Origin of the sequence: Bacillus sp. MRMR6 (assembly GCF_001940785.1) — a bacterium.
Lineage (GTDB): Bacteria > Bacillota > Bacilli > Bacillales > Cytobacillaceae > Neobacillus.
This window is the reverse complement of sequence record NZ_MSLS01000019.1, coordinates 70,396-95,065: the sequence shown is the minus strand read 5'-3', so window position 1 is coordinate 95,065 and position 24,670 is coordinate 70,396. Positions and strand designations below refer to the sequence as shown.

Annotated in this window: 24 protein-coding genes and 1 pseudogene; 8 read left to right on the top strand and 17 right to left on the bottom strand. The window is 39.0% G+C overall.

The features are described from left to right. Positions 1-86: 86 nt before the first annotated feature. Together BTR25_RS17155 and BTR25_RS17150 are read left to right on the top strand one after the other, a co-directional pair. Complete coding sequence (locus BTR25_RS17155) at positions 87-284, top strand: hypothetical protein (protein ID WP_175596817.1); 198 nt, start codon at positions 87-89, stop codon at positions 282-284. Continuing rightward, positions 284-487 carry a YwbE family protein gene (locus BTR25_RS17150; protein WP_075689266.1) on the top strand — a complete coding sequence of 68 codons (204 nt, stop codon included), beginning with the start codon at positions 284-286 and terminating at the stop codon, positions 485-487. The genes BTR25_RS17155 and BTR25_RS17150 overlap by 1 nt, the downstream gene beginning before the upstream one ends. 114 nt (positions 488-601) lie before the next feature. Here the strand turns inward: BTR25_RS17150 and BTR25_RS17145 are convergent, their stop codons facing one another. From BTR25_RS17145 to BTR25_RS17135, 3 genes are all read right to left on the bottom strand, one after another. Further along, positions 602-802, bottom strand: coding sequence for a cold-shock protein (locus BTR25_RS17145; protein ID WP_075689265.1), 201 nt, complete (start codon positions 800-802; stop codon positions 602-604). Between the two features lie 172 nt (positions 803-974). Then, positions 975-1,727 carry a Cof-type HAD-IIB family hydrolase gene (locus tag BTR25_RS17140; RefSeq protein WP_075689264.1) on the bottom strand — a complete coding sequence of 251 codons (753 nt, stop codon included), beginning with the start codon at positions 1,725-1,727 and terminating at the stop codon, positions 975-977. A gap of 142 nt (positions 1,728-1,869) precedes the next feature. Then, complete coding sequence (locus tag BTR25_RS17135) at positions 1,870-3,585, bottom strand: ABC transporter ATP-binding protein (protein ID WP_075689263.1); 1,716 nt, start codon at positions 3,583-3,585, stop codon at positions 1,870-1,872. A 683-nt stretch (positions 3,586-4,268) separates the two neighbouring features. Between BTR25_RS17135 and qoxA the strand changes: the two genes are divergently transcribed. Genes qoxA through qoxD form a run of 4 tightly spaced genes read left to right on the top strand, consistent with a single transcriptional unit; the run spans position 4,269 to position 8,047 of the window. Further along, the gene (qoxA, locus tag BTR25_RS17130; RefSeq protein ID WP_075689262.1) at positions 4,269-5,168 is read left to right on the top strand and encodes a cytochrome aa3 quinol oxidase subunit II; all 900 of its coding nucleotides are present in this window, start codon (positions 4,269-4,271) and stop codon (positions 5,166-5,168) included. Between the two features lie 52 nt (positions 5,169-5,220). Continuing rightward, positions 5,221-7,164 (top strand): cytochrome aa3 quinol oxidase subunit I, encoded by a 1,944-nt coding sequence (gene qoxB / locus BTR25_RS17125; protein WP_075689261.1) that lies wholly within the window; start codon positions 5,221-5,223, stop codon positions 7,162-7,164. 3 nt (positions 7,165-7,167) lie between these two features. Further along, a complete protein-coding gene (qoxC, locus tag BTR25_RS17120; RefSeq protein ID WP_075689270.1) occupies positions 7,168-7,764 on the top strand; it encodes a cytochrome aa3 quinol oxidase subunit III in 597 nt (198 codons plus the stop codon). Position 7,765: 1 nt separating this feature from the next. Beyond that, positions 7,766-8,047 carry a cytochrome aa3 quinol oxidase subunit IV gene (qoxD, locus tag BTR25_RS17115; RefSeq protein WP_075689260.1) on the top strand — a complete coding sequence of 94 codons (282 nt, stop codon included), beginning with the start codon at positions 7,766-7,768 and terminating at the stop codon, positions 8,045-8,047. Positions 8,048-8,073: 26 nt separating this feature from the next. Here qoxD and BTR25_RS17110 read toward each other — a convergent pair whose 3' ends face one another. Continuing rightward, on the bottom strand, positions 8,074-8,337 hold the full coding sequence (locus BTR25_RS17110) for a hypothetical protein (protein ID WP_075689259.1): 264 nt from the start codon (positions 8,335-8,337) through the stop codon (positions 8,074-8,076). Between the two features lie 159 nt (positions 8,338-8,496). Between BTR25_RS17110 and BTR25_RS17105 the strand changes: the two are divergent. Further along, positions 8,497-8,921 (top strand): annotated as a pseudogene (locus tag BTR25_RS17105) (EamA family transporter). A 13-nt stretch (positions 8,922-8,934) separates the two neighbouring features. Here BTR25_RS17105 and BTR25_RS17100 read toward each other — a convergent pair. From BTR25_RS17100 to BTR25_RS17070, 7 genes are all read right to left on the bottom strand, one after another. Further along, on the bottom strand, positions 8,935-10,290 hold the full coding sequence (locus tag BTR25_RS17100) for a hemolysin family protein (RefSeq protein WP_075689258.1): 1,356 nt from the start codon (positions 10,288-10,290) through the stop codon (positions 8,935-8,937). Between the two features lie 147 nt (positions 10,291-10,437). Then, a complete protein-coding gene (locus tag BTR25_RS17095; RefSeq protein ID WP_075689257.1) occupies positions 10,438-11,229 on the bottom strand; it encodes a TerC family protein in 792 nt (263 codons plus the stop codon). A 279-nt stretch (positions 11,230-11,508) separates the two neighbouring features. Next, a complete protein-coding gene (locus BTR25_RS17090) occupies positions 11,509-12,480 on the bottom strand; it encodes a prohibitin family protein (protein ID WP_075689256.1) in 972 nt (323 codons plus the stop codon). A gap of 148 nt (positions 12,481-12,628) precedes the next feature. Continuing rightward, positions 12,629-13,249 (bottom strand): pyridoxamine 5'-phosphate oxidase family protein, encoded by a 621-nt coding sequence (locus tag BTR25_RS17085; protein ID WP_075689255.1) that lies wholly within the window; start codon positions 13,247-13,249, stop codon positions 12,629-12,631. 58 nt (positions 13,250-13,307) lie between these two features. After that, positions 13,308-14,837 (bottom strand): carboxypeptidase M32, encoded by a 1,530-nt coding sequence (locus BTR25_RS17080; protein WP_075689254.1) that lies wholly within the window; start codon positions 14,835-14,837, stop codon positions 13,308-13,310. Between the two features lie 165 nt (positions 14,838-15,002). Then, positions 15,003-15,326: a hypothetical protein gene (locus BTR25_RS17075; protein WP_075689253.1), complete on the bottom strand. Its 324-nt coding sequence runs from the start codon at positions 15,324-15,326 to the stop codon at positions 15,003-15,005. A 272-nt stretch (positions 15,327-15,598) separates the two neighbouring features. Then, complete coding sequence (locus BTR25_RS17070; RefSeq protein WP_075689252.1) at positions 15,599-16,828, bottom strand: D-alanyl-D-alanine carboxypeptidase family protein; 1,230 nt, start codon at positions 16,826-16,828, stop codon at positions 15,599-15,601. 207 nt (positions 16,829-17,035) lie between these two features. Between BTR25_RS17070 and BTR25_RS17065 the strand changes: the two genes are divergently transcribed. After that, positions 17,036-19,156 carry a peptidoglycan D,D-transpeptidase FtsI family protein gene (locus tag BTR25_RS17065; protein WP_075689251.1) on the top strand — a complete coding sequence of 707 codons (2,121 nt, stop codon included), beginning with the start codon at positions 17,036-17,038 and terminating at the stop codon, positions 19,154-19,156. 42 nt (positions 19,157-19,198) lie between these two features. On the opposite strand, the gene BTR25_RS17060 is transcribed toward BTR25_RS17065, so the two are convergent. The 6 genes from BTR25_RS17060 to cpaB form a co-directional block, all read right to left on the bottom strand. Continuing rightward, a complete protein-coding gene (locus tag BTR25_RS17060) occupies positions 19,199-19,537 on the bottom strand; it encodes a helix-turn-helix domain-containing protein (protein ID WP_075689250.1) in 339 nt (112 codons plus the stop codon). A gap of 70 nt (positions 19,538-19,607) precedes the next feature. Continuing rightward, complete coding sequence (locus BTR25_RS17055; protein WP_075689249.1) at positions 19,608-20,534, bottom strand: type II secretion system F family protein; 927 nt, start codon at positions 20,532-20,534, stop codon at positions 19,608-19,610. Positions 20,535-20,537: 3 nt separating this feature from the next. Next, positions 20,538-21,500 (bottom strand): type II secretion system F family protein, encoded by a 963-nt coding sequence (locus BTR25_RS17050; protein WP_075689248.1) that lies wholly within the window; start codon positions 21,498-21,500, stop codon positions 20,538-20,540. A 2-nt stretch (positions 21,501-21,502) separates the two neighbouring features. Next, entirely contained in the window at positions 21,503-22,852 is a 1,350-nt protein-coding gene (locus BTR25_RS17045) for a TadA family conjugal transfer-associated ATPase (protein ID WP_075689247.1), read from the bottom strand. Positions 22,853-22,865: 13 nt separating this feature from the next. Then, positions 22,866-24,044 carry a CpaE/TadZ family protein gene (locus BTR25_RS17040; protein WP_075689246.1) on the bottom strand — a complete coding sequence of 393 codons (1,179 nt, stop codon included), beginning with the start codon at positions 24,042-24,044 and terminating at the stop codon, positions 22,866-22,868. Next, complete coding sequence (gene cpaB / locus BTR25_RS17035; RefSeq protein WP_075689245.1) at positions 24,044-24,652, bottom strand: Flp pilus assembly protein CpaB; 609 nt, start codon at positions 24,650-24,652, stop codon at positions 24,044-24,046. The genes BTR25_RS17040 and cpaB overlap by 1 nt, the downstream gene beginning before the upstream one ends. Positions 24,653-24,670: the final 18 nt, after the last annotated feature.

Genomic DNA, 24,670 nt, shown 5'->3' with positions numbered 1-24,670 from the left:
ATCTTAGCCCTATCGTGATTTGATATTTGAACAAAAAATAGATTATACTTATATAAGTTGGGATTATTTTTAGGAGGAATTTTTAAATGTCAGAGAACATGAACCAAAATGATGAGCCAAAGAAGAAAATGAGCTTGCAAGAGGCAATGAAGCAACAGCTTGAAAACAAGAAAAATAAAGCGGCCGCTGGTAATATGGGCAATAATAATGCACAAAGTACTAAGAAAATGAAAAGCCAAATGACTAAAAAGGTAAGTAATACCCGTAGAAAAATGGGTGTTTAATGAACGGACAATATCGGAAGGATATTTTCCCCGGTGTGGAAGTCGATATAGTACTGAAGGCAGACCAGCGGTCCGGAAAACGGACGCGCGGCATAGTAAAGGATCTATTAACAAACTCCAGCTTTCACCCCCACGGGATAAAAGTAAGGTTAACAAATGGTCAAGTTGGCAGAGTGCAGGAAGTAATTAGCCAGAAACAATAATGTTATTTCTATGTAAGCCCTCGTTCAGTCGAGGGTTCTTTTTATTGATTTATTAAATTGATTTACGACAAAAAAACAGACCCCTTAGTTTGGAGTCTGTTTGTTGAAGGTTTATTAGGCTTTACGAACGTTAACTGCTTGTGGACCGCGTTGTCCATTTTCAATTTCAAACGTAACTTCTTGACCTTCATCTAGGGATTTATAACCCTCACCTTGAATAGCTGAAAAGTGAACGAAGACATCATCTCCACCTTCACGCTCAATAAATCCAAAGCCTTTTTCACTGTTAAACCATTTTACTTTACCTGTTTCCATTTCTTTGTAGCCTCCTAGCATGTAACAAATACATGATTTTGCAATTCATCTTGCCCAATTATTATTCCCGGTAGAAAACTTTTTAAACGCGGAATATTCTTTACTAGAAAAATTTTATTAGGCATTTGTTATTATTTGTTAATTAGATAAAAATATTCATATAGTTAGTTAGTTAGTTAAGTACCCATTTCCGTATGGCCAAGGCCACACCATCTTCTCTGTTAGTGGCTGTGATCCAGTCCGCTGATTCCTTAACGATTGACTGTGCGTTTCCCATTGCGATTCCCAACCCTGCTGCCTTGATCATCGCTAGGTCGTTCAAGCTGTCACCAACACTCATAACGTTACCCATGCTAATCCCAAGACGTTTACATACAATCCCAAGTCCTTTTTCCTTGTTAATACCAGCTGCATTCACTTCGATATTTCTCGGCGATGAATTAGTGATTTCAAATTCACCTTTAGTATGGAGTGCATGCATTATTTTTTCACGGATTTCATCATCTCTAGTGTTAAAGCAAAATTTAAGCCATTCTTTATCATGAAGATCGTCAGGCATTTCATCAAACCAGTTTCCTTGCGGGCTGATGGCCCAGTACTTGGTTTGATGCTTCTTTGTTAACTCCCACATCCACTGTACTAGTTCCGAGTTAACAGTATTCCTTTCTACCAATTCCCGTTTCTCATCCCAGATTTCACTGCCATTGACCGTTACCAAATAGGAAGTTAACCGTAAGGAATCAGCATGCTCCTTACAGGTTCTCAACGAGCGGCCCGTACTGAGAACGACATGAACTCCCAGATCCTGAGCCTCCTGTATAGCTCGGCGGTTTGCCTCTGAAACCAAATGTTTTTCATTTAAAAGGGTCCCGTCCATATCAAGTGCGATCAATTTAATATCAACATCATTTGTGTTCAGTTCCAATCTTAATAAGCTCCTTTAGACCTATTATTATTAAAACTCAGGCAGAAGTCATTTTCTACAATAATTGTTCTCCTTCTTCCTATGTGTCATTCATAATTTATTAAAAAAATCCCTGAGGTTCACCAGGGATTGAATGAATTTTTTATCGTTGAAACTGTACACGGTGTAGATTAGCAAAGATTCCACCTTGTTCAATTAATTCATCGTGTCCGCCTTCTTCAGCAATACCTTCCTCGGTAACCACGATGATTCGATCAGCATTACGAATGGTAGCTAAACGGTGGGCAATAATAAGTGTAGTTCTATTTTTAGCTAATTCTGTTAAGGCCTCTTGAATAACCATTTCTGTCTCAGTATCAAGAGCAGAAGTTGCTTCGTCTAAAATTAGGATTGGCGGGTTTTTCAAAAACATACGGGCAATGGCAATTCGCTGCTTTTGTCCGCCGGATAGTTTCAAGCCGCGTTCCCCAATTTGCGTTTCATAACCATTAGGCAATGAGGCAATAAATTTCTCCAAATGTGCCTGCCTTGCTGCATTTGCAATTTCCTCGTCCGTTGCATCACGTTTCCCATAGGCAATATTTTCTTTCAACGTACCAGTAAAGAGAAAAACATCCTGTTGGACAATTCCAATATGGGATCGCAGTGATTTCTTTGTCATATTCCTAATATCAACCCCATCGATGCTAATGTCACCGATGTTTACGTCATAAAACCTTGGAATCAGCGAACAAATGGTGGTTTTTCCAGCCCCTGAAGGGCCAACAAATGCCACTGTTTCACCAGCACGAACATTTAGGTTAATATTTTCAAGTACAGGTTTTTTCTGATCATAACTAAAGGTAACCTCATTAAAAACAATATTCCCTTTTAATGTAGCAACTTCAATCGCATCCTCAGCGTCCTTTACTTCTGGCTCAGAGTCAATCAGTTCGCAGAAGCGTTTAAACCCAGCCATTCCTTTTGGATATAGCTCCATAATGGCACTGATTTTATCAATTGGTTTAAAAAGGACATTTACATATAGTATAAAACCGACAAGTTCACCGTAGGTTAGCAGACCATTAAAGCTCAGCCATGCTCCGTACACTAAAACTGTAATCGTAATTAGCCTGGTCAACATATAAATGCCAGAGAGACTGAATGACATCACCTTGTAACCGCCAAGCTTAGCGCCACGGTATTTTTGATTATTTTTTCTAAACCTAGCAATCTCATACTCTTCATTTGTAAAGGACTGAACAACACGGCTTCCTGAAACGCTGTCTTCCACACGTGCATTTACATCTGCGATACTTGTATACATTTTTGTCCAAGCTTTATTCATTTTTAGATTACAAACCACTACTAAGAAAATTAATAATGGAAGGATGAGGACAGAAACAAGAGCAAGCTTCACGTTGATCGTCAGCATGATCCAAAAAGCCCCGATAAAGGTCATAATGGCAATGAATACATCCTCTGGTCCGTGGTGTGCAAGCTCCCCCAGATCAAATAGGTCATTGGTGATTCTGCTCATTATATGTCCAGTCTTTGTATTGTCAAAGAATCGGAAGCTCTGCTTTTGAACATGTTCAAAGAGCTCCTGCCTCATATCAGACTCAATATTAATTCCAAGCTTGTGCCCCCAATAATTCACAACAAATTGCAGCAAGGTGCTCATTAGATAAAGCGTTAACAAACCGGCACTGACAGAGACAATGGACTGCCAGTTCCCATCAGGCAGCAGGTCATCTATAAACCATTGAACGGCGAGCGGGAAAGCCAGCTCTAACACCGCTACGACAACAGCACTGCTGAAATCAATCACGAACAGCTTTTTATGCGGTAAATAATAAGAAAAAAAACGACGAATCATAGCTGTACTCCTTTAAATAAAGTGTCATTGTTGATGATTTATAATTTAAATTACCATAAGAATTATATGAAAAGTCAGTAAACAATTACAAGTATTTTAAATTTTTCGTCTGTAAAAAGTTTTGAAAAAAACACGCCCGGAGCTTTTCTCCAAGCGCATCACTCATTTTAATGATGATGGTGATGACCCCCTTTTGCTGGGTTGGTAATAAGCTATTCCTACCTTCATGATTAATCTCTTATTCATTTGTATTTACAAACATTAATCCATTATATATAGGGATAAACAATAGAACGAATTATTACCAGCATTTACAGTGTCTAAAATTATATATCACATTGTATACTTGATTAGGAATTTAAATCCTTAACAAATTTGTCACAAATTTTCACAAAATCCTATATTAACATCATATATAAATTGTTAATATTGTGTTAGCGGATAACCAAACTTATGATATATAGATTATCATTTAATAATTAATTTAAATATATACTATATTCATTCGTTTCTATTGTCTAAACTAAAAATATGTAGTATTCTAATTGAGTTTGTGAATACATTCACGATTGAATTGTAGTTTGTGAACATATGAACATATTAATATCAATTAGAATGTATTAACTTTTGTTAAGAGATAGTCAGACTCAGAGAATGTTAACAAAAAAGAAAGGGGTACCCCTATGAAGATGAAATGGGCTTTATTGGCAGCAATTTTCTCTATTGCCGCTGTATTATCAGGTTGCGAACCATTACTTGTGCTAGACCCTAAAGGACCTCAAGCTGCAAGGCAAGCAAGTGACATCATGTTATCCATTGGACTAATGTCTGTTATTGTCCTCGTTGTCTTTGCACTATTGGTTTATATGTTAGTTAAATATCGTGCTTCTAAACAAAGTGCTGATTATGAACCGCCGCATATTGAGGGAAATATTTGGGTTGAAACCATTATGGTTGGAATCCCTGTTATCATCGTTGCTTTTCTCTCTTATGTATCCGTTCAAAGTAATTATATTGTGGAATCAGCTCCAAAGGGTTATGAGGATAAAGAGCCGTTAGTGGTTTATGCTACATCCTCAAACTGGAAATGGCACTTTAGTTACCCGGAAGAAGGAATTGAGACAGTGAACTACTTATATATTCCGACCGACCGTGCACTTGAGTTTAAGCTTTATTCACATGGACCAATTACTAGCTTTTGGATCCCTCAGCTTGGCGGACAAAAATATGCGATGAGTGATATGGTTACCACTTTGCATTTAGCTGCCGATGTTCCAGGAGAATATATGGGCCGAAATGCTAACTTCAGTGGTAAGGGCTTTGCAGAGAACACCTTTAATGTTACCGCCATGACTCAAGATAAATTTGATGAGTGGGTAAAAGAAGTAAAAGAAACAGCTAAACCTCTTAMAAAAGAAAAATTTGACGAACTCTTATTACCTGGCCATCTTGGACAAATGACATTCACAGGCACTCACTTAGAATTTTTGCCACCGCCAGAGGGCCATCATGGGACTGAAGAAGAAGATTCTCACAATGATTCTGAGCATACCGACCATGAACATAGCGACAACAAACATTAATTTCACAAGAATGATTTAGCAATAGATTCTCGAGAGGAGAGAAAACAATAGTATGGAGTTCTTTGAGCGATTTGCCGTACCTCATCCAAGTGTTGCGATATATGCCTCGATGGTTGCGATTGGATTGACTGTGATTGCAATACTAGCTGGGCTTACCTATTTTAAAAAATGGGGCTATCTATGGCGTGAATGGTTAACAACCGTTGACCATAAACGTATTGGAATTATGTATCTAATCTCTGCCCTGCTGATGCTTTTCCGAGGCGGAGTGGACGCGATTATGATGCGTGCCCAGCTTTCAGCACCAGATATGAAGCTTCTGGACGCTCAGCACTATAATGAAATTTTTACAACACACGGGATTGTTATGATTCTGTTTATGGCAATGCCATTTATTATGTTCTTTATGAACTTCGTGATTCCTTTACAAATAGGTGCACGTGACGTAGCATTCCCACGATTGAATGCGTTAAGCTTCTGGTTATTCTTCATGGGTGCAATGCTGTTCAATATCTCGTTTATTATCGGTGGTTCTCCTGATGCCGGCTGGACCTCTTACTTTCCGCTTGCAGGGAATGAATTCAGTCAGTCTGTAGGGACCAATTATTATATGATTGCGATTCAAATCGCTGGTATTGGTACGTTAGCGACCGGTATCAACTTTATCACGACCATCTTAAAAATGAGAGCACCTGGGATGACATTAATGAAAATGCCAATGTTCACTTGGTCTGCTTTCATTGCAAACGTCATTATCGTTTTCGCCTTCCCGGTATTAGCTGTGTTATTAGCTATGGGTACTCTTGACCGCCAGTTCGGAACAAACTTCTTTACCATGGATAATGGCGGTATGGATATGCTCTGGGCCAATATATTCTGGGTTTGGGGACATCCTGAGGTTTACATCTTAATTTTACCTGCCTTCGGTATTTATAGTGAAATCTTCTCAACCTTTGCCCGTCGTAATCTATACGGATATAAATCGATGGTTGGAAGTATGGTGATCATCAGTCTATTATCCTTCTTAGTTTGGGCGCACCATTTCTTTACAATGGGCCAAGGAGCACTAACAAACAGTATCTTCTCGATCACAACGATGGCGATTGCCGTTCCTACCGGTGTTAAGATTTTCAACTGGATTTTAACACTGAGAAAAGGAAAAATTGTGATTACAACACCGATGCTATATTCACTACTTTTCATCCCGCTTTTCACACTTGGCGGGGTAACGGGAGTCATGCTGGCGATGTCTGCTGCAGACTACCAGTATCATAATACAATGTTCTTAGTAGCTCACTTCCACAACGTTATTATTCCTGGTGTGGTTTATGCGATGCTAGCAGGCCTCACTTATTATTGGCCAAAAATGTTTGGCTTTATGTTAAATGAAAAAATCGGAAAGTGGACAGCATGGCTGTTATCAATCGGCTTTATCTTAGCCTTCATGCCAATGTATGTTACAGGTTTAGATGGGCAGGCACGCCGAATGTACACCTACTCTGAAGCAACTGGCTTTGGACCATTAAATATGGTTTCATTTGTCGGTGCTGCTATTATGGCCATTGGCTTTGCCTTGATCGTCTACAATATCTACTATAGTACTCGTTATGCATCTAGAAATATTGGTAATGATCCTTGGGATGCTCGTACGCTGGAATGGGCTACACACACTCCAGTACCTGAATATAACTTTGCGATTTTACCAGAAGTTAAGTCTAACGAGGCATTATGGGATGCAAAGAAAAAAGGACATGAATTATTCAAGGGCAAATATGAGAAAATTCACATGCCAAATAATAGCGGGATACCATTTATCATGAGCTCAATCTTCTTTGTTTGGGGATTCTCTTTTATATTCAGCTTGTGGATTCCTGTCATCTTTACAACCATAGCAATCTTTGTTTGTATGACTCTTCGTTCATTTGAACAAGATCATGGACGCTATATCTCTGTAGAAGAAATTGAAGAAACAGAAACAAATTTGCGAGGTGCTTAAATGATGAAAATTGATAACTCGCTGCCACTAGAATATAGTACGGAAGAAAACCGATTAAAAATCTTAGGATTTTGGATTTTCCTTGGTGCCGAAATTATGCTATTCGCTACCCTGTTCGCCTCTTATTTTACATTAGTAGATCGTACAGGTAATGGTCCTACTGGAGCAGAAATCTTTGAAATTACACCAGTGTTAATTGAGACAATTTTACTTTTAACAAGCAGCTTTACGATTGGCCTTGGTATCCATGCCATGCGCCTCGGGCGTCAAAAAGCGATGATCACTTTTTTTGCGATAACCCTGATTTTAGGTCTTGGATTTTTAAGTGTTGAGATATATGAGTTTATCCACTATGTTCATATTGGTGCTGGACTGCAAACAAGTGCATTTACGAGCATTCTATTGACAACATTAGGGACACATGGGATCCACGTTACTCTTGGTTTATTCTGGGGATTATTTATTATCCTTCAGGTGAAAAAGCGTGGGTTGACTCCTGCGAATGCAAATAAATCATTCATTTTCTCGCTCTACTGGCATTTCTTAGATGTAGTTTGGATTTTCATTTTCAGCTTCGTCTATCTGAAAGGAATGATGTAATATGAGAGAATTATTCCCGATGAAACAAGTTATGGGCTTTATCTTTTCACTACTTCTTACCGCGATTGCTTTATCTGTCTACTTTTTGGACATGTCGATTGCGGTTGGGTTGACCATCCTTCTTGTCACTGCGTTTGTGCAGGCAGGAGTTCAGTTAGTCGTGTTTATGCACGCAGGTGAAACTGAAGATAAAGGCGCAATTTATACAAATGTATCTTACGGCTTGACCATTGCCTTAGTTACTATATTTGGCACCCTGCTAGCAATGGTTTGGGATATGTAATTTTAACAAAGAGAAAGGAGTACCTCCTATTGTTGAGGTGCTCCTTTTTTTGATTTAATTTGAATGACATTCGATCCTCTATTTGTTTTTTCTAACATTTCCTCTGTTGCTGCGAAGAACACGCCCATTACAAAAATGAAGACGGCTCCTACGACTGTTCCAATGCCAATCGGAACCAAAAAGCTGTAATCGGTTTCAAAAATCCCAAATAAAAATGCTAAAACCCCTATTGTTAGTACCGTAAGCCCAACATGCCCCGTTGCATTAATGATTTTCATATTAGACCGCATTTTCATCATCTCCCCTGTACTTATATTATTAATCTTGTTCACAAAATTGYCAAACTTTTTTTAATTTATRGCGCGTTATTCTTGACATAGAGATATTGTATGATTAAAGCATATTTTTCAAAAAATAAGTTAATGTTTATTGGAAGGATGATTGGTTCAATGTCCTGGTTAATTTTTGCAATTCTATCAGAGTTTCGCAGCATTGGTTTCAATTTTCGACAAACTTGGATTACAAAACATTGATGCGAATACTGCCACTGCGATTAGGGCGGTCATCATGGCCCTCTTCCTAATCGCTGTCGTGATTTTTCAAGGTAATTTAGGTAAAGTTCCCGAAATTATCTCTGATAAAAAAACCTTTTTATTTATTGTTTTAAGCGGTGTCGCAGGTGCCACTTCCTGGCTGTTTTATTTCTTAGCAATTAAAAGTGGGAAAAGTTTCTCAGGTGGCTCCTGTGGATAAGTTAAGTGTTGTCATTGCACCGCTTTTAGCCGTTTTCTTTTTTGGAGAAAAGCTTAGTCTTATGAATGGGATCGGAGTAGGTTTGATTGCTGTTGGAGTCATCTTGACACCTATTCAATAAAGAAGCAATCCTCTCATACTCGGGAGGAATTGCTTTTTTCGGTTACCTCATTTTCAACGTTGTTGTTTTCGGACTTTTTCTTGACTTCTAATAAGATAATATGATGTCCTTCAATTTCCTTTACCTTAAATATATAGCCTTCTTCTTCAATTTCATCATTCATTTTGGCATCAAAGTTCTGATTTAAAAACCAGCCTCCGATTGTATCCATTTCTTCCTCTGATAAATGGGTGCCAAGTATATCGTTAACCTCTCCAACCAAAACCTTTGCATTGAACAAATAATGTCCCGGATTCAGTTTGCGGATTTCGGCTACTTCATCAATATCGTACTCATCGCGAATGTCTCCAACAATTTCTTCAAGAATATCCTCAACAGTCACAAGTCCCGATGTCCCGCCATATTCATCCAAAAGAATGGCCATATGGGAGCGCTCCTTTTGCATTTTCACCAGCAAATCATGGATTGGAATCGTTTCAATCACACGAATTACCGGTTTTAATATCGGCATTAACGATACATTATTGATTAATTCCTCTTTAGGAAGTTCAGCAGTAAGAATTTCCTTTATGTTGATCATTCCGAGTACATTGTCCTTATCACCATCTTCGACCACAGGGTACCGGGTGTATTTTTCTTCTCTAATGATTGCCCGGATGGTTTCAACATTATCCTTTAAATTAACACAAACCATCTCAGTACGGGGAACCATAATTTCTTTGGCAATTCTCTCGTCAAATTCGAAGATATTATTCACGTACTTCAGTTCGTTTTGATTAATTTCTCCACTTTTATAACTCTCTGAAAGCAAAATTCGCAGCTCTTCTTCTGAATGGGCTAACTCATGTTCAGATGCTGGCTGCAGTCCAAAAAAACCTACAATCAAACGAGCAGAACCATTTAACACCCAAATAAATGGATACATCAACATGTAAAACCAGATAATCGGTTTTGAGAACAGCAGTGTGATGGCTTCAGCTTTATGTATTGCCAACGTCTTAGGTGCCAGTTCTCCAATAACAACATGCAGATATGTTACAAGGGCAAAGGCGATCCCGAACGAAAGTAGATGGGATATGGATGGATTTAACTCCAGGCTAGCAAAAATGGGATGCAGTAATCTTTCAACGGTCGGTTCCCCTAACCAACCAAGTCCTAATGCAGTAACGGTAATCCCTAACTGACAGGCAGATAAGTATTCATCCAAATGAGTTGTCACATGTTTCGCAGCCTTTGAGCCCTTGACCCCTTCTGACAGCAATTGGTCTATTCGCGTGCCGCGGACCCGGATAATAGCAAATTCAGTTGCAACGAAAAATGCAGTAAGTGCAATAAGTAGGACAATTAAGGTAATATTAATGGTTATCAATAGACTGCCTTACAATTGATAAGGCTCACACCTCCAAATTAGGCTTATCAGGTTGTATATTTATATTAATACCCAAAATGGAGTGTTTTCACTTATTAAAAGACGGTCCCAAGAAATGGAGACCGTCTGTAATGTACATATATCTGATTAGGTAATTTTTGTTGTTTCTACCTTGTTTGTGTTGACTCCTTTGTCTTTTGAAAGAAGCCAACCGCATGATGCGATTCCGACTAAAACCACGTAGAAGGTTAATTTCCATTCCGTTGAATGGGCAAAATGCTCACTTATGAAGCCGATTGAAGGATGTGATAGGGTGTAAACAGCAAGTTTTACACCCACCCAGCCCACAATGACAAAGGCTGCAATCTCTAAGCCTGGTCTTCTTTCTAATAGCTGTACAAACAAATTAGCTGCAAAACGCATGATGACAAGACCAATTAATCCACCGGCGAAAATAACTAAAAATTTCCCGCCGTCTAAACCACCGATATTCGGAAGCGGTGTATTTGGGAGAACGACAGCAAGTGCAACAGCGGCAAGAATAGAATCAACTGCAAAAGCAATATCTGCTAACTCCACCTTTAAAACTGTCGTCCAGAATCCGCTCTTTTTACCCTCTTTTTTATCTTTTACCTCTTCTGATTTTCCTTTCACGACGAGCTTTCGGAAAATATGATTAATTGCCATGAATAAAAGATAAAGAGCACCTATTGCTTGAACCTGCCATACATCGACAAGGAAGGAAATTACGAATAGGGAAAGAAATCTGAAAACAAATGCTCCTGCTAATCCATAAAATAACGCTCTTTTTCGTTCTTCTTCTGGCAAGTGCTTCACCATGATTGCGAGTACTAAAGCATTGTCTGCTGCTAATAACCCTTCCAAAGCCACCAGTACAATTAGCACCCACCCGTATTCCAGCAAAAGAGAAAAGTCCATTGATAAATCCTCCTAAAAAAGTTTGTATTTTTCTAAAATATCCCTTTGCTGCAATTAAAAAGGCCTTTACCCATATTGGTAAAGGCCTCTAAACAATAGAAAAAGACCTTTACCGTGCGTGCAGTAAAGGTCTTGCTAACAACATTGACGTTGCCAATAAAGCCGGAGATTTAGGATCTCGGAATGACGACTTTATTGTCTTAGCTACTCCCCTTTAAAAAGGAAATATTTTATTACTAATACTATATGATAATAGAGCTTGTTATGTCAATCGATTTTTTACTGACCTGATTCTGCTTTTTGGTCTCCAAACATTTCAGCAGGAATCTGAACAATTGAATTTGACCCGCCGCTAACCTTTGGCATGATACCGTCCCAGCGCTTAATCCAGTTATCCTGAATGATTTCAGCGGTTAGCGAAGCTGCTAAAAGCTCATTCGCTTTTGCTTGTGCATCAGCATTAATACGTGTCTGTTCCGCTTCAGCCTCAGCGTTTACAATTGCTACAGCCTTCTTACCTTCCGCTTCTATCTTTGCATTGATGGCCTCTTGTTCTTTGTTCTTTTGTTCACGCTTTAGGTATTCTTGCTGATTCTGTGCATCGGCAATTTTTTGTAATGAGACAAGAGTTTCCTCGTCTGGACGTACATCTGATAGTGAGAAGTTTTCGATAATAATACCGTCAACTTCAAGTCGAGCTGTTAGAAGTTCTTGCATTTCTTTAGTAATTTCTGCGCGTTTCTCCGCATAAACGCCTAACACAGAGTATAGTGTCGATACTTCCTGCATGACTGATTTGATTTGTGTTTTTAAATAACCTGCTTGAATTTCTTCATGTGTTTGACGGCGAAACTTAGTAAATATATGTGGCAGCTTTTCAGGCGCCATTTTATAAGAGTACACAACATCGACATTTACAGATTTACCATCGTAGGTATTGATATTAAAGGATCCATCCGCTGTAGAACCACCATCGTTACCTTTTGTTAAATAAACTGTTTCAGTTGATACAGGATACTGTGTCACTTGCTCCCACGGCATGACGAATTGCAAACCTTGATCAAGAACCTCATCTTTAATACCACCGTTTAAGCTATAGACAACGCCTTTGTACCCAGGTTCAATTTTTTCTGTCATCGTAATAATTCCAATTACAAGTACGGCAATTACCAAAATAGCCGTTACTAAGCCAATGATTTGTTTTTTGTTAAATCCAGGCTGCCGGTTATTTGTTTCAAATGGTGTAGTCATATTTTTCCTCCCCCATAGGTTTTTTTCTCTAATTTGTGACACCTATTATTACGAACAGCCTAGGAAAAGGTTTCGTTTTTTTGTGAGAAGTTTTTAGCATCAATGATTGTTTATTAACTTACCTGGTGATCACAGGGGAATTCGTTGTTTAATACAGTTTTTTCTCATAGCTTTCTTTGAGTCTTGCTTCGACTGTTTCACTGTCGATTTTCGCGTGGACAGCTAACATTTTTGAAGGCATTAGCAAATACTCTTGTTCTGTCCAACTTTCAGGATTCCAAAGTTCTGAACGGATCAAAGCTTTTGCACAGTGTACGAAGCATTCTTCAACGTCTACAGCAATTGCGACTAACGGCCGTTTTCCATTGACCGCCATCTGTTCAAGCTGGTCTTCATCACGAACTAAACAAGCCTTCCCGTTGATTCTTAACGTTTCTCTCAATCCAGGAATAAAGAACAGCAGTCCAACCTGGGGATTTTCGAGTATATTCGTTAAGGAATCAAGCCGGTTATTACCAGGACGCTCAGGGATTAATATCTGTTTCTCATTTAACACCATAACAAAACCGGGATGATCGCCACGTGGTGATACATCACATTTCCCTTCTTTATCCGAAGTTGAAACGACTAAAAATGGTGAAAGCGCAAGGAATTCACGGATATGTTCGTCAATATTTGTGATGACCTTATTCTTGGCTACCATCGAAGGCTTTCCATGAAATGACCGTAACTCCTCTTTTGACCCCACAACCTCATTAAAAATACGCAAGTAAATTCCCCCTTTTATAACAGACCAAAAGGGAAAGGCCACCGCCCTTCCCTTAAAATTAGAGTCCGTATACTTCAGAATATTTTTTCTCTAGGTATTCAACTAGGTATTCTGCGTTCAATTCTTCGCCAGTAACTTTAACAATTAATTCGTTTGGTGTGTACAGCTTACCATACTGATGGATATTTTCTTTTAACCAGTCTTGAATGACATCAAAACGGCCATTTTCGATGTGGTTAAAGAAATCTGGGATTTCTTTTTGAATGGTTCGTAGAATTTGGGCAGCATATAGGTTTCCTAATGAATAAGACGGGAAGTAACCAATTCCACCGAAGCTCCAGTGTACATCCTGTAATACACCCTCCGTATCAGTGCTTGGAGTAACCCCAAGGTAATCCTGCATTTTTTTATTCCAAACGACAGGCAATTCTTTTGCTTCAATTTCGCCGCCAATTAGCGCCTTTTCAATTTCATAACGAAGCATGATGTGCAGGTTGTAGGTTAACTCATCAGCCTCGACACGAATGAACGATGGCTGTACAGCATTTACAGCACGATAGAAGTTATTTAAATCAACATTTTTAAGCTGTTCTGGGAAATATTTTTGTAACTCTGGGTAAAAATACGTCCAAAATTCTTTACTGCGTCCCACCATATTTTCTAAGAATCTTGATTGTGATTCGTGAATACCAAACGATGCACCGCTTTGTAGAACTGTTTCCTCATATGCTGGATTTACATGCTGCTCATAAATACCGTGACCTGCCTCGTGAATCGTTCCGAATAACGCAGACCGAACATTATTTTCTAAATAGCGGGTCGTTAATCGCACATCCCCAATCGTAACCGTTTGAGCGAATGGATGAACGGTTTCATCTAGTCGGCCAGCATTCATATCAAAACCGATAAGTGGCAGGATATATCGATTAAATTCCTTTTGTTTTTCGATGTCGTATGATTGCTCAAAGATCTCATCTGGTGTAGGATTGCCTGATTGTTGAATCCGCTCTAATAGCTTAACGCTTGATTCTCTAAGCTTAGCAAAAAGTGGGTCCAATCTTTTTACGGTTAATCCCGGCTCAAATTCATCTAACAATGCGTCATATGGATGCTCTTCATAGCCATAAATTTCAGCAAATTTACGCTTAAACTCAACAATTTTTTCTAAGAAAGGAAGGTAATGAGCAAAGTCATTAGTTTCTCTTGCTTCCTCCCAGGCATCATTTGCTTGAGCTGTTAACACGCTATATTCTTGAAACAGATCAGCTGGAATGCTTTTTGATTTTTGATAATAATCCTTGTATTCTCTTATTCTTGCACGTGTTACTTTATCCAAATGTTCAGCATGTTCTGGTGCAGTTAAGGTTGCCAGCAGGTCTCCCATTTCCTGTGAAACAGATAATTTAAATACCTCTGTCCTTAATGTACCTGTTGCTTTTGCAAATATATTGCGTCCTTTTTTCGGTGCCATTACCTTTGAATCCCAATCTGCTAAACCGATTATGCTTGAAAAATGAGAAATTTTTTCGTCTAAAGCATTAAATTTCTCTAAAGCCGTCTGGACTGTTTGATCGACCACTTTCTCCATTTATGTAGCCTCCTATGTTTCTTTTTTTTATGAAAAGATTTTGGTGTTGATTGACCAGATCCGTGTTCTATTATAAATTAAATATTCTAATATAGCGAAAGATTTGAGCAATACCTTCCGTTCAGTTTCAAATCCCCAATAGCTGCCATTCTGATTCTCTTGTTTCTAGTTTTTTGAGATATAAAACTTCAATGCAACCATTAAAGCTATTAAGAGAATTAAGTTTTTCCATTTAAGAACGGGACGTCCGTTTTCTGGCTGAATAATGCCCATTGCGACCAGATTCCAAAACCATTTCTTCTCCGTCCATTTGTTTAGACCCCTATTTTCTGTTTCTTTTCTATTACTGCTCCATGCCCAGAACAGGATGATGACCACATCGAGAACAGAAGCAATTGAAATGGCAGTAATAATAAACGCATTAGAAGGTTTCCATTTATCTTTATTTATAAGCTCCTTTTGGACCTTCTTCTCTTCATACTTTTTCATCTCCGTACTAAATGCTGCGGATACTGCATTTTTACTGTTACCGGATTTCTTCCTCCCTTCTTATGAAACCGCAAAAAAGATTAGGGAACTCATTAAAAGTACGTAGCCAGCAAAGAATAACAGGGTGAATGTATATTTTTGAATGTTTCTTCATCATATTGTCAGTCCCTCTCTTATTAAGCGCTTACATTTACATTACCATCATCTGAATAGGAATAATTTACAGAAAGGTTACAAAAACCGCTAACCTGAATTTGGCTAGCGGTGATGGTCTAGTATTCTCCTAAATATTCTTCTAACGTTAACCCGCTGTTATATACTTTGGTTGCAAGCCCAACACCGAGATAACGAAAATGCCATGATTCGTACATATAACCTGTTATATGTTCTTTGCCAGGCGGATAGCGCAAGATAAAACCGTAATAGTGGGCATTGTTGGCAAGCCACTTCGCTTCTGGTGTGCCGTCAAAACCACTATTGACCCATGCAGAACTATTGCTGCCGCCAATGTCAAAAGCTAGACCTGTCTGATGCTCACTATAGCCGGGATAAGCAGAGAAACGATCGGCCTCAGCTTGTCCATAAATGCTGACATATCTCCAATACAGGTTTTTTTGGTATTCATAGGAACGATAGCCACTTGTAAGTGTTAAGGTAAGCCCTTGATTATTTGCGGCGGTTTTCATTTTTTCAAAGGCGTCTCTTGCTGTTGGATTTTCACCACCGCCGTAAGTGCTAGGCAGTCCATGGTGCTTATTCACAAGTAACACACCGTTTAGATAATAAGGTGTAGTCGTGGACTCAATCCACTGACCTGTATAGCCAACATAATAGCCGTTAACTCTTGTATTTACAGCCATAGCCCCATTGGAATAAGCATAATAATACTTTTTTGAAGAATCCTGGTACCAGCCAATGGCCATATCACCTGCTGGTTTTAGAAAATACCATTTCCCATTCTGATATAACCAGCCTATCTTCATATCGCCATCTTTATTTAAAAAATACCACTTGTTGGAGGTCAATACCCAACCCGTTTTCATCGCACCGGTTTGATCAAGAAAATACCATCTCTTGTTATATTCTACCCATCCTGTCTTCATTGCACCGCTTTTGTCAAGGTAATACCACTTTTTAATGTATTCTAGCCAGCCCGTTTTCATTGCACCGCTTTTCTCAAGATAGTACCAGTTTTTGTTATATTCGAGCCAGCCCGTTTTCATTATTCCTGTTTGTGGATCAAGATAATACCAGTTGGAACCATCTTCAACCCAACCCTTGGCCAGTTGATGATCCTTATAAAAATACCACTTATCATCTTCTAGCACCCAGCCAGATTTAGTTTCAGGCTTTGTTTCTGTATCATTCTCATCAGGCGTTATGGGACTAGTGTCATTTTCATAGCCCTCGGTATTTGCAGCTGCGTATTGGTTGAACTGTGCAAGCGAAAATCCAAGAACGATTAAACACAGTGCTGCCATTCCAAGCATGGTTTTCTTCAACGATTAAAACTCCCTTACTATATGTATTTTTCTATAATATGATACTACAATATTAGTAGAGTAAGAGAACTTAATTTGAAATTCGTCTCCTTATAAGGAAGGTAATCCTTTACATTTTTGCAAGATTAAACGAAAATAATAAATAATTACCATATTTTTAGTAAAATACTATTAATAACATTCGTTTGGAAAAAGGATGTGTGCCTCTTGGAGAAGAAGAAGAAAAAGAAAAAATCACATTTCCCCTTTCGCTTAAATCTACTTTTTTTTAGTGTCTTTGTATTATTTTCAATACTTATATTGAGGCTTGGATTCGTCCAAATTGTATATGGAGAAAACTTCAAACGTGAATTAGAGCGAAAAGAAGATGTGACCATTCATAATCCAGTGCCTCGTGGTAAAATGCTGGACCGCGATTACCGGGTAATTGTCGACAACATACCGAAAAGTGCCATTACCTATACATATATGGGAGAAAGTCAAACGCAAATGATTGAAACAGCAGAGAAATTAGCAAAGCTGATTGAAAAGGATACAAAAAAAGTAACCTTAAGGGATATGAAGGATTTTTGGATTCTAAAGTATCCAGATTTAGCTGAGGAGAAAATAACTGACGAGGAAAGAGAAAAGTTTAAAGAGAAAGAGTTAAAAAATGCTGATATCTATCAGTTTAAGCTGGACCGGATCACCGGTGAGAGGATCGTTAACGAAGATGGGCTAGTAACCGTAACTGAAGAAGATACCGATTTAGGGATGTTAACCGAAGGTGATCTTGAAGTCCTGGCAATCTATCGTGAATTTTCAAGCGGTTACAAATACACCCAGCAAATTGTTAAAAACGAAGATGTCACCCCTGAAGAATACGCGATTGTTAGTGAAAACCTGCAATCTCTACCTGGTGTTGACACAACAACTGATTGGGAGCGGGCCTACAGCTACGAATCAACACTTAAATCCATCCTAGGCGGCGTAACGAAATCAGATGAGGGACTCCCTGCCGAGCGGCTTGATCATTATTTATCAATGGGCTACAACCGAAATGATCGGGTTGGAAAAAGCCAGCTGGAGCTACAATACGAAGAAGTCTTACATGGGACGAAAGCCAAAGTAAGAACGGTAACCGATAAACAAGGGAATGTTGTTGAAACACAGGTCGTTTCAGATGGAAACCGCGGAAAGGACCTAGTCCTAACCGTTGACATGGATTTACAGCTTCAGGTAGAAAAAATCATCGAAGAAGAATTGTGGGCTTTAAAAAAATTACCCGGCACCACCTTACTTGACCGTGCCTATGTTGTCCTGATGGATCCAAAGAGCGGCGAAGTCCTGACCATGGCTGGTAAACGGATTTTTAAAAATGAGAAAACCGGCGAGCCGGAAATGTGGGACGATGCGCTTGGTACTTTTACAATGACCTATAATGTAGGATCAGCGATTAAGGGTGCCACCATCTTAACTGGTTATAAAACAGGCGCGATCACCCCAGGACAAAGATTTAACGATGCCCCCATCCAAATTGCAAGATCGCCTGTAAAGGGTTCCTGGACCTATTTAGGAACCGTTAACGATATTGAAGCATTAAAATTATCGTCAAACGTTTATATGTTCCATACCGCAATCCGAATCGGCGAAGGCTATTATCGACCAAATCAACCGTTACCATTAAAACCTCAGGCATGGCAAACGGTCCGAAATAATTTTGCTGCCTTTGGCCTTGGGGTAAAAACAGGAATCGATTTGCCGAACGAGGGCACTGGCGTAACGGGTAATCAGACACTGCCAGGATTACTGATGGACTTAGTGATCGGTCAGTACGACACCTATTCACCCATGCAGCTGGCACAATACGTTTCAACAATCGCAAATGGCGGCTACCGCATGAAGCCGCATTTAGTCAAAGAAATCCGTGAACCTGTGGATGATGGAACAGAGGAAATAGGACCCGTTTTCCAAACCATCCAGCCAACAGTCCTAAATACACTTGATTTACAGCCCGGATGGATGGACCGCGTCCACTTAGGCTTTAAAAAGGTCTTCCAAGAACCGGGCGGCACCGCCTACCCATACTTCCAAGGCGTCACCTATGATCCAGCAGGAAAAACAGGAACCGCTGAAGCCTTTTACGACGGACCAGAACGCTGGCGCTTCGGTAAAGAACCACCTGCAGTTATTAATCTGAGCTTAGTCAGCTACGCACCTAGTACGAATCCAGAGGTTGCGATGGCGGTTTTAGTTCCATGGGCATATCAAGGGGATTCGGAGAATAAGGCAAACTTTCGGATCGGTCGAAGAGTTATGGATACTTATTTTCAGTTGAAGGGTCAATAAATTAGCATATGAAAAGGGGTTCCATATTGGAAACCCCTTTTTTCATTTATTGGAATTGATAACATTTAATAATTCCTGAATTTGTCTTAGTTTTTGAGGATTTAATTGGTCGTCAGTTATTTCTATTTCTACTTTTAGCGTACTTTTGACTTGTGAGGGCCCTTTTGAAAAATCTATGTCCGTGCAATCCCTTCGCACAATTTCTGCTACAGCGACATCAAATGCCTGTGCAATTTTCTCTATTATATCTAGGCTGGGATTCGTTTGAATATCCCGTTCCATTAAACTTAAGTATGATTTAGAAATACCTGTAATTTCACTTAATTGGCTTAAGGAAATACCTTTTTGTTTTCGCAGTAATTTTATTTTTTTACCATCCATTGTATCGCTCCTCTTGAAAGCACACTTTCGAACATCACACCATTCCTACTATTGAAAACTGATATCTGCTTTAACCTCCGAGTCCCTTCGTTATCAACGTTATTACTAATGGTCCTAAAATCACAATAAATATTGATGGGAAAATGAAAAATACCATTGGGAAGAGCATCTTTACCGGAGCCTTCATTGCCTGCTCACGAGCTGCTTCACGCCGTTGTTCACGGATTCGAACTGTCAAATTTCCTAGTACCTTCGCCATTCCAATCCCTAGCTGATCCGCTTGGATTAAGGAAGTAATAACACTTTGAAATGAATCAGAAGAAACACGTCTCCGCAGGTCATAGAAAGCTTCCCGTCGTGATTTTCCTAGTTTCATATCTTCTAAAGTTTGTAAAAATTCATCTGCTATTGGACCTTTGATTTTTTTGGAAACCTCAGATAATGCCAAATCGAGTCCCATCCCTGCTTCAAGTAAGAGGTTAACCGTGTCAAAGAAGTCAGGCATAGATACGTTAATTGCTTTAAGTCGTGCAGTTTTTTTCTTACCAAGATAAAACACAGGGAGCCGAAGTCCCATTAGAGCCAATGTAATAATCATAACCCAAGATGCTATTTTGCTGTCGGAGTTTGGCAAAATAAGGAATAGTATTGGTAAACTCATACCAGCACTTAAGACTAATTGAAACAATCTGAAGTCAATTGCTGATTTAAAGGGATAGCCTGCATCCCTAAGCAGTATATCCAATCTTTTTCGTTCTTCCTTTGAAACTCTTTTATTTAGTATTTCGATTCCTTTATTCCAGTAAGTTTCGATCATTACTTTAGAGCTTTTCTTTGCTTCTAATGGATCTACATTTTGCTTTCTAATTGGTTCAACAAAAAACTTACTTACACGTTTATTAAATGCTATTTGCTTTTTAAAAATAGTTAGCATGAGTGCTGCGGCAAATGATGTTGTAAACCCAACAATCAATAACAGTATGATAACATCCAGCATACTCTACACCTCAATCCGGATGATTTTTTGGATTACTGCCCAGCCTATAATGATGGAAACTGACCCAACTAATAACATCATCCACCCCAGTGGATGTTCCAGCATGGGTGAAAAATATTCCTTGTTCACGAGTGCTAAATATAAACCGAGAGCAACTGGCAGCAAGGTAATAATCCAAGAGGACATTCTTCCCTGTGCTGTTAATGTATTTAATTCTTCGAGAATACGAACTCTCCCCCGAATCGTTTCTTCCATCGTTTCAAGTAATTGCGCTAAATTTCCGCCGCTCCTACGTTGAGCAAGAATCCCGCGTACCACTACTTCAAGCTCCTTATTAGGCAGGCGTTCGACCATTTCTTCTAACGCTTCCTCTAATGGAATTCCCAATCCTGCCTGACGGACTAGACGCTCAAACTCTAATCCTAGCGGATCTGGCATTTCTTTACCGACCAGCTGCATGGCCTGCATAAAGCTAAATCCCGCCCTCATTGAATTGGCCATCATACCTAGCACTTCAATTAATTGATAGTTAACCACTGCCAAACGTTTTTTTCTCTTTCGTTTTATACTCAATCCTGGAATAGCAAACCCAATGAGTACAACGATGATAACAAGATACCAAGGTAGTCCAAGAAACAATGTGAAAATACCACTTGCTATAGCGGTCAGTAACCTAACCGCAAAAAGCTCTTCTGGTTTTAATTTGCTGCCTGCTTCTAAGAGTGTTTTTTTAGTGCTTTTATTAAATTGCACACTCTTAAAGACAGTCGCAACTGAATTAACAAACCGTTTACTTAAGTTAGGTTTTTTCTCAAGTTCTAGATTTACATCTTCCACTTCAGGCAAGGGTAAAAATTCTTTCATCCGGTTATTGATTCTTTTTTTATTAAGGTAAATCCTTAAGAAAAGATAGATGAGCATACTCACGATCAAAAAAATACTGATTAAAAAAATGGCTGTTTCCATCCTTACCACTCCCCAACAAACCATGAAGCGGGTAGTTTATTTCCATTTAATTCGATTTGTTCAATAAACTTTGGACGAATTCCTGTGCTGACAAATTTCCCTTGAATTCTTCCATCCTCGGAATATCCAGATTCTTTAAAAACAAAAAGATCTTGAAGGACGATGGTTTCCCCTTCCATCCCAAGTACTTCAGTAATATGTGTTACTTTCCTTGCCCCATCCTTTAATCTTGATTGATGGACAATCAAATCGATGGCATTGGCAATTTGTTCACGAATGGCTTTTACTGGTAAATTGAATCCCGCCATTAGTACCATTGTTTCCAAACGGGAAAGGATATCGCGTGGTGAGTTCGCGTGGCCAGTACTTAAGCTGCCATCATGACCTGTGTTCATTGCTTGAAGCATATCCAATGCTTCGGCACCACGAACCTCACCGACAACGATCCTGTCAGGACGCATACGCAGCGAGTTTCGAACTAAATCGCGAATCGTTATTTGGCCTTTTCCTTCAATGTTTGGCGGACGTGATTCTAATGCAACAATATGTTCCTGATTTAGCTTTAGTTCCGCGGCATCTTCAATAGTGACTATTCTTTCGTTATTTGGGATAAACGAAGAAAGAACATTTAATGTAGAGGTTTTACCTGAACCTGTACCACCGCTGATGAACACATTTAATCTAGATTTAACACAAATTTCGAGAAACTCCGCCATAATCTTATCCATCGTTCTGAAGTGAATTAGATCGGAAATGGTAAATGGTGTGTCGGAGAATTTCCGGATCGTTAAGCTAGGCCCTTTTAACGCAAGCGGAGGAATGATTGCATTTACACGTGATCCATCCGGCAGGCGCGCATCGACCATCGGTGAACTTTCATCGATCCGACGACCAATTGGGGAAACAATCCGTTCAATTACTCGTAAAACATGGTTGTTATCAATAAAATTCACACTGCTACGAAAGACCCTACCGTTTTTCTCATAATAAACCTCGTTATAACTATTTACCATTACCTCACTTATTAGCGGATTCTCCAATAATGGGGTAATCGGCCCATAAGCTAGAAGTTCATCTTTTACATAGTGTAATATCTCTTTCTTTTCCTCAAAGGTTAGGCGTACACCCTCTAGTTCAAAAAAGGCCTCGCCAAGTTCCTCAATCTTCGCTCTTTGTTGTTCACTATTGAGCCCAGTGTATTTTTTTAACTCTTCTAGTAGGTAGTTATGAAGTTCCGTTTCGAGGTTCCAAAACTCCTGTGACCTTTTAACAACAGGAAATTCTTGGGTGTTTTGGTTTGTGGAGGTGGCCGTAGTCGTTCCACCTTCGATATACCGTTTAAATAAAGACATATCCTTTACCTCCTTACTTTCCTAATAAAGACCACCGTTTTTCCTTCTTAACTTCTTTACCATCATCTGATTCAATTAGTTTTTCTGATAACTTTACTACCGATTTTCCAAGATTACTCCTTGAGTTTGAGAGTATAAAAGGATAGCCTGCATTTATAGAAGCATTGGCAACACTTGCATGGTCTGGCAGTGAATGATAGATTTCAAGCCCAAAAATATCTTCTATTTTATTTGTTTCTAAATTTTGTCCTTTAACATATTTATTCATTACTAGCTTGACTTTATCTTTTAAGTTAATTGAGTCTAATGTTTCTAAATAAAGCTGGCTCAGTCTTAACACAGAGAGTTCATTTATTGTCAGCAGCATTATCTCGTCTGCCAAGTCTAGACAACGTAAGTGGATTTCTGATAAGTAAATCGGCATGTCAATTAAAACTACGTCAAACACTTTTTTTGCTTCCAAAATCGCAGACTTTAAATGTTCTTCAGTGATACCTTCAAAGAACTCAGGTCGCTGTGGGGCAGCAAGGATTGAAACATCAGATTCACTTATAGACATATATTGATCAATGGTGTAATTTGGGCGGCCGTACCCTTCCTTTACCCATTCATAAATCGTTCTTTTGGGTTTGATATTACAGTACATCGCTACCTCGCCGAATTGAAGGTTTGCATCAACGATGGCTACTTTCTTGCCCATTCTAGCAAGTGCAACAGCTAGATTAACAGTTACTACAGTTCTGCCCACACCGCCCTTAGGACTGGTAACCGCTATGATTTTGCTCTTTTCTTTTACTAGATTTCCAAAATTAGTATCCTGACTAGCTCGGTGCTTCATGAACTTTTTCGCATGATTAATTGCCTCAGAAAGCTCTTCCAGTTCAAAGGAAAACCGAAGAGTGTCTGATGCCCCCATCAGCATCGCTTTCCTTAAGTTCTCCAGATTATCTGGAACAATTAGAATAATATAGACATGAGGATAACGGGCTGAAATCTCTTGGCAAAGATCATAGACATTAAACAGTGTATGGGCTTTTAAAAAGAGTACAGAAAGATTTTTCTCTATTAAGAGACTATGTAATCTCTCAAACTCATTTGTGGACGTTAATTCAATGCTGTTTTTTTCTAGTAATTCCTTTATCTCTCCAGGAGGAGTATTCGTATCTGAAAAATAAACCCAATTTATACTCACTACTCTTCAGCCCCCTCTTTGATTATTTCTCTAGTTTGTTTTATGCCTTGCTTTCCAGTTTCGGAATCTTCAGGATTGCGAATCATTAAATAAAATCCGTCTTTGTCTAAAGAAGCTAAGCTTAGAACAACTCCTTCTTCCGGTGTAACTTCTAATGTTACCGTCTCGTAGTTGAGTACGGTTTCCTTCGAATCGGAAGATTTACCGGAGGTTAAAACCTTTACATTCTCTAATACAAGTACGGCTGATCTATACTCTTTCTTGGTAGCGTCATCTCTCATTGATTCATAGGCAATGACATCTACCATCGAATTGGGAGCGATATATCCTGATAATCCACTTTCCAGATTTACTTTTAGAGAAATTGCTCTTTTTCCAGTACTGACATCGACGATTGGATTAATGAACTCTCTATCCAAAGCTGCTTCTTTTTCAGCTTTTTTTTCTTCTTCAAGCTTCTTCCTTTCAGCCTCTTCATCTTGCCCTTGGTTAACGGTTGTACTTGCAGGAGTTATGGCTTCATTTTTAGAGAACATAGTGAAATAAACAAAACCTGCAACCATTAATCCAAGTACTAATGAAACCAACCAAATCTTTTTTGTATGCATAATATCCTCCTACTTCTA